This is a genomic window from Dyella sp. 01N36 (genome assembly GCF_056399745.1).
Genome location: NZ_JBFTRY010000180.1, coordinates 1 through 6,770, shown reverse-complemented (window position 1 = coordinate 6,770; position 6,770 = coordinate 1). Strand labels below are relative to the sequence as shown.

General features: G+C 61.9%; 4 protein-coding genes. 2 read left to right on the top strand and 2 right to left on the bottom strand.

Features of this window, described 5'->3' with window-relative positions:
• The coding region (locus tag AC1DMG_RS18300; RefSeq protein WP_477180867.1) for a DUF748 domain-containing protein at positions 1-2,781 on the top strand (2,781 nt) is incomplete at its 5' end.
• Between the two features lie 246 nt (positions 2,782-3,027).
• A complete protein-coding gene (gene kbl, locus AC1DMG_RS18295; protein ID WP_477180866.1) occupies positions 3,028-4,221 on the top strand; it encodes a glycine C-acetyltransferase in 1,194 nt (397 codons plus the stop codon).
• Between the two features lie 144 nt (positions 4,222-4,365).
• Here the strand turns inward: kbl and AC1DMG_RS18290 are convergent, their stop codons facing one another.
• Together AC1DMG_RS18290 and AC1DMG_RS18285 are read right to left on the bottom strand one after the other, a co-directional pair.
• A complete protein-coding gene (locus AC1DMG_RS18290) occupies positions 4,366-5,127 on the bottom strand; it encodes a pseudouridine synthase (RefSeq protein ID WP_441603560.1) in 762 nt (253 codons plus the stop codon).
• Positions 5,128-5,243: 116 nt separating this feature from the next.
• Positions 5,244-6,341 (bottom strand): OmpA family protein, encoded by a 1,098-nt coding sequence (locus AC1DMG_RS18285; RefSeq protein WP_441603561.1) that lies wholly within the window; start codon positions 6,339-6,341, stop codon positions 5,244-5,246.
• Positions 6,342-6,770 lie beyond the last annotated feature (429 nt).

Sequence of the window (6,770 nt, the reverse complement as noted above, 5' to 3'; positions counted from 1 at the left end):
GCCGAGCTCAGCGACGTGAAGACGCTGACGTCGCGTTATGTGCTGGGCGCACTCGTGCTGGACCGTGCGCAGCTCTTTTACACCGCTGCCGCCGGCGGCCACAGCAATTTCGACGCGCTCACGGCGGCCCCCGCCAAAGCGGATGCAGACAAGAAGGCCGCACCCACCGATCTGCGCATTGCCTCGATGACGCTCGCCAACAGCGCCATCCATTACACGGATGCTGCCGGCAGCAAGATCGACCTGGGCAATCTGCGCGGCAATATGCAGGGCCTGAGTCTGCAGGCAGCCCCTGTGGCAAAGCTTGATGTGACGGCGCAGTTCTTCGGCGGCGACCTCGGTATGAAGGGCACGGTGGATCTGGCCAAGAACAAGCTGGTCGCTGCGCTGACGCTCAAGCAGGTCGACATGGCGCCGCTGCAGGCAGCCACCTATCAAGGTATCAATGCACGCCTGACCAAGGGCAAGCTCGATGCCACCGGTCAGCTGCAAGTGGATTGGGGCACACCGTTCAACGTCCACCTCGCCGATGCGCACGCCACGGTGACCGACTTTGCGATGGAGCCGCAGTTCAAGGGACATGGTTCGCCCGTGTCCTGGAACACGATGGAAGCGGAGATCACCCAGGTCGACCTGGTCACGCAACAGGCGCAGCTGGGAACCGTCAAAGCCACCGGCCTCAGCCTGGACGTGCAGCGCGACAGCAAGAAGTACATCAGCCTGGTCGATCTGTTCGCTGCCAAGGACGCGCCGAAGAAGCCCGTAGCCGCCAGCGGTCCGCCGTGGCACTGGAGCGTGGCTCACCTCACCTTCGACAATGCCGCGGTTGCGTTCACCGACATGGCGGCCGGCGACAAGCCGGTGAAGATCAAGATCGATTCGGTCAGCGGCTCGATGGACAACCTGAGCGACAAGCTCAACGAACCGCGCGATATGAAATTGTCGGGCACGGTGGCCAAGGGCAGCTTCACCGCCAACGGCAAGCTGCAACCGCTGCCTACGATGGCCGACCTGCAGATCGATACCAAGCGACTGGATATCACCAATTTCCAGCCGTATATCAGCGTGCCGTTGAACGTGGTCATTTCCAGCGCGCGCGTCACCAGCAACGGCAAGCTGCATTACGACGGGCGCAGTGCGGAACCGAAGTTCACCTATAAGGGCAATGCGGCGCTGGAACAGGTGCGCATCCAGGACAAACTTACCGGCGATGATTTCCTGCGCTGGCGCACGCTCAGTGGCTCGAACCTGGATGTCGCCTATGGCTCGGGCGCGCCGCGCATGCATGTGGCCGGACTGGTGCTCAGTTCGTTCTACGCGCGCGTGATCGTCAATCCCAACGGCACCTTGAACCTCTCCGAAGTGGTGGCCAATCCCGAGGTGGCACCGGTGTCCGTCACGCGTGCCGCCAACGAGCAGCCTTCCGGTGCAGCGGTGCCGCCCACCCCGGCACCAGCGGCAACGGCACCAGCGCCTGCCGCTGCGACCGCCGCTGCGCCGTCCAAGACCACCAAGGGCACCACCACTACGGCGGTCGTCCCTGCCACCAACGCACCGGCGACACCGGCTGCGGATGTGCGTATCGGTGGCATCACCCTGGTCAACGGCCAGCTCAACTACACCGACAACTTCATCAAGCCCAACTACACGGCCAACCTGACCAAGGTCACTGGCAAGATCGGCACGATTGCGACCACGCCTGGCGATCCGCCGGCGGAGCTGTCGGTGCAGGCGGCGCTCAACGACAACTCGCCGGTGGATATCGACGGCACCATCAATCCGCTGCAGCCGGTGGCCTTCCTCGACATCAAGGGCAAGGCCAACGAAGTCGAGCTGACCGGGCTCAGCGCCTATTCCACCAAGTACACCGGCTATCCCATCACGGCCGGCAAGCTGACGATGGACGTCCATTACACGCTGGACCAGCGCAAGCTCAACGCCGACAACCATATCTTCATCACCCAGCTGACTTTCGGCGATCGCGATGAAAGCCCGGGCATCAAGCACATGCCGGTCAAACTGGCCGTGGCCTTGCTCAAGGACACGCAGGGCAATATCGACGTGGACGTGCCGGTATCGGGTTCGCTCGACGATCCGCAGTTCAGCATGGGTGGCTTGATCTGGCGCGCCATCGGCAACCTGATCGCGAAGGCCGCCACCGCGCCGTTCCGCCTGCTCGGTGCAGCCTTCGGTGGCGGCAGCCATGAGGATCTGGGTTACGTGGAGTTCGATGCGGGCTCGGCCGTGCTCGACAAGAATGCGCAGGATCGCCTGGGCAAGGTCGTGGCCATGCTCAACCAGAAGAACACCTTGAACCTGGACATCATCGGCCGTATCGATCCGTCCAAGGATCAGGACGGCCTGCGCAAGGTGACCGTGGACAACATGGTTCGCCGCGCGAAGGCGCTCGACCAGGACGGCAAGAATGCCGATACGTCGGATGCCGCACTCGCCTCGGTCAACGTGACGCCCGACGAGTACGAAAAGTACCTCAAGCGCGCCTATAAGGACGATGACTTCAAGGGCAAGCCCAAGAACATCATCGGCCTGAAGAAATCGCTGGAACCGGACGAGATGCGCAGCCTGATGGAAACCAACATCTCCGTCGACGATGCCGCCATGCGCGACCTGGCGCAGCGTCGTGCCACCGCGGTGCAGGCGTGGCTGAAGGGCAAGATCGACGACAAGCGCGTTGCGATCAAGGATCCGAAGCTGGATACCAAAGACATTGACGACAAGGGCAAGACGACGCGGGTGGAGTTTGGGTTGCACCAGGGGTGAGGGGCTTCTTTGCTCCCTCTCCCCTGCGGGGAGAGGGCTGGGGTGAGGGGCCGGCCTAGCCTCATGCTTTGATGGATGCGAACTCGGGGCTCTGAAGAGCCACCCAGGCTAAAGAAGAAACGCTGTCGCGAGCACCCGCCCCTCACCCCAACCCTCTCCCCGCAGGGGAGAGGGAGCAAAAAGCTCGCCTTCCCAGTCCGCTCTTAAAGGCTCAAAATAGCCTTTTGCCCCAGCGGAACTATCCCCATGAGCTACCCCGGCCAGTCTCGCTACGCCAGCGAACTCGAATCGATCCGTGAGCAGGGCCTGTTCAAGGCCGAGCGCATCATCGTCTCGCCGCAGTCGGCGAAGATCCGCCTCGACAGCGGCAAGGAAGTGCTGAACTTCTGCGCCAACAACTACCTGGGACTCGCCGATCATCCCGAGGTGATCCAGGCAGCGAAGGACGCGCTCGACACGCATGGCTTCGGCATGGCGTCGGTGCGTTTCATCTGCGGCACGCAGGATCTGCACAAGGAACTGGAAAAGAAGATCTCGGAGTTCTTCGGCAAGGAGGACACGATTCTCTACGCCGCCTGCTTCGACGCGAACGGCGGTCTGTTTGAGCCGCTGTTGGGCGAAGAAGATGCCGTCATCTCCGACGCGCTCAATCACGCCTCCATCATCGATGGCATTCGTTTGTGCAAGGCCAAGCGCTTCCGCTACAGCAATTGCGACATGGCCGATCTGGAAAAGCAGCTGCAGGCTGCCGATGCTGCAGGCGCGCGTACCAAGCTGATCACGACCGACGGTGCATTCTCGATGGACGGCTTTATCGCGCCGCTGGATCAGATCACTGCGCTGGCCAAGAAGTACAACGCCCTGGTGCATATCGACGAATGCCATTGCACCGGCTTCCTCGGCGACACCGGCCGCGGCTCGGCCGAGGTCAACGGCGTGCTCGACAAGATCGACATCATCACCGGCACGCTGGGCAAGGCACTCGGTGGTGCGCTGGGCGGTTTCACCACCGGCCCGCGCGAAGTAATCGAGATGTTGCGCCAGCGCTCGCGCCCTTACCTGTTCTCCAACTCGCTGCCGCCGCACGTGGTGGCCGCCGGCACCAAGGTGTTCGAGATGCTGGCCGCTGCAGGCGATCTGCGTGACAAGGTCAAGGAGAACACCCGCTACTTCCGCGAAGCGATGACCAAGGCAGGCTTCGACATCAAGCCCGGCGTGCATCCCATCGTGCCGGTGATGATCTACGACGCCAAGAAAGCCCAGGCCATGGCGACCGAGCTGCTTGATGAAGGCATCTATGTCACGGGCTTCTTCTACCCCGTGGTGCCGCAGGGCCRGGCGCGSATCCGCACGCAGATGAGTGCSGCGCATACGCGTGAGCAGCTGGATCAGGCGATTGCGGCGTTTACGAAGGTGGGTAAGAAGCTGGGCGTGATTTAAAGCGGATTGGAGCTGCGCCTTTCCCGATGGGAGAGGCGCGGTCTCTGGCTTTCTGTAGGAGCGCACTTGTGCGCGACCGCCGACCACATCCCTTGCGTGAGAGGCTGGTCGCGCACAAGTGCGCTCCTACAAGGGAGAAACAGGTTATCCGGCGCCGCCTAGAGATCGCACTTCTTCTGCGGTCAGATGCCGCCACTGCCCCTTCGGCAATTCGCCAAGCGGCATCGAACCAATCGCCACGCGGATCAGCCTCAGCACATCGATCCCATGCGCTGCCAGCAATCGCCGGATATGGCGGTTGCGTCCCTCATCGAGCACGATTTCCAGCCACGCATTCTTTTCGCCATGTCGCAGCAAGATCGCGCGACGTGCAGCAAGGCGTTCGCCCTCTTCCACCACACCGGCGACCAACTGATCCAGTAGAGCCTGATCGGGAATATCGTTGACCTGCACGTGATAGGTCTTGTCGACGTGATGCCTCGGTTCGGTCAAGCGCGCCGCCCAGACGCTGTCGTTGGTCAGCAAGAGCAGGCCTTCGCTGGCCTTGTCCAGTCGCCCCACCGGTCCCAGCCATGGCAGGCCGGCATCCTTCAGCAAGTCATACACGGTGTCGCGACCGCGCTCATCGGCAGCACTGACGACTATCCCGCGAGGCTTGTTGATCGCGATATAGACGCGCGTACTGGCGGCAATGGGTTCGTTGTCCAACAAGATGCGTTGGCGCTCCGCATCGGCGGGACGCTCCGGATCGAGCACGACCTTGCCGTCGACGCTGACGCGTCCTTCGCGTATCGCCTTCTCTGCCTGGCTGCGCGAACACACGCCCAGCTTGCTGAGCACGCGCGCCAGACCATGGCGAGGCGCCGATGGTGTGGACGGGCGTGAAGCGGGACGAGGCGGACGCATGAGTGAAACTCGCAAAACAGATGACGACACCACGCATGGTAGGCGATACCTGCGTGTCCACAAAAGAAAAGCCCGGCTTGCGCCGGGCTTCTCCGTACAGCTTGTAACAGATCCTATTACTGCTGGACCTGCAGTTCGGTGCGACGGTTGCGAGCGCGACCGCTGTCCGTGTCGTTGGAGTCGATCGGGTCGTTCTTGCCGTGACCGATCGGGCCAACCAGACGATCAGCCGTGATGCCGTGGGCCGTCAGGTACTTGAACACGATCGCAGCGCGACGCTCCGACAGATCCTGGTTGTACTGGTCCTTGCCGACCGAGTCGGTGTAACCGGCAACCGTGACCTTGACCTGCGGGTAACGCTGCAGGGTGTCGACAGCCTGGTCGAGGATGGCAACCGAGTCGGTGGTCGGCTCAGCCAGCGCCTTCTTGATGTCCGTCTCGCCCTTCTTCGGGCGGTCGAACTTGAAGTTGACGCCGCGCAGGTCGATCACGACCTTCTGCGGGCAGCCGTCCGGACCAACGATCGTGCCTTCCGGCAGATCCGGGCACTTGTTGTCGCACAGGTTCACGCCGTTGCGGAACTGCTTGGAGCAGTCCGGAGCGGCCGGAGCCACCGGAGCGGCAGCCACGGGAGCAGCAGCCGGCTCGCCGAAGCGCGACACGATGCTGAAGCCCAGGAACCAGTCGCCGTAACCGTTCTTCTCCGGCTGGGACTTGTCATCCCAGTCGTAACGGTAACCACCTTCCACGCGGAAGTCGGTGCTGTCGGTGACCGTCTTGGAGAGGCCGACGCCCACTTCAGCAGCCGGCGACCAGGCGTGGTCAGCCGGGTTCATGTGGTAGCTGCCCATCACGCCCACGAGAGCGTACGGACGCCATGCGTTCCAGTCACCGTAGTAGAAGCGAGCAGCAACGCCGACGTTGTTGTTGGCCCAACGATCCGAACCGCCGTCGATGGTGCGCTTGGTGCGGTCGAAGAACACGTCGATCGAGGTGTTCGGCGCAATGAAGCGACCAAAGCCCAGACCGTAATAGACCTGGCGGCTGTTGGTGTTGCGATCGGTATCGTTGTAGTAGCCGCCCACGGTCGGGGCGATGTACCAACGGCCGTCGTAGCTCGACGTCGTCGACGTGGTGGTGCTGTCTTGCGCGTGAGCGGCACCTACGCCGCCCAGAGCCAGGGCAATCAGGAAATACAGGCCCTTACGATTCATCAGGTGTCTCCTCATATTATTGGTATTCGCGTCCGTTCCACCCCAGACGGAAAACGCGCGTCTCCTACTACGGGACGTTTCCTGTCCCGTGCTTTGCGTCCCGATCGGGGGAAATGTCACAAGACTTCAAGCGCGGCGGAGTGTAGCAAAATCGTTAAGAGCATCGCACGGCTCGCAAGACGCTGTTGGTGAGCCACTGTTCAGGCAAAGAACGCGTCGATGACGATGTTGTTGAACAACTGCGACAACCTGTCACTGCAAAACAACGCCTTACTTCGATAAGCCATATTGCAAAAAAGAAAAGCCCGGCTTTTGCCGGGCTTTTCCTACATCTAACGCAGTGGTTCGATTACTGCTGAACCTGCAACTCCGTACGACGATTGCGGGCGCGACCAGCATCCGTGTCGTTCGTGTCGATCGGATCGTTCT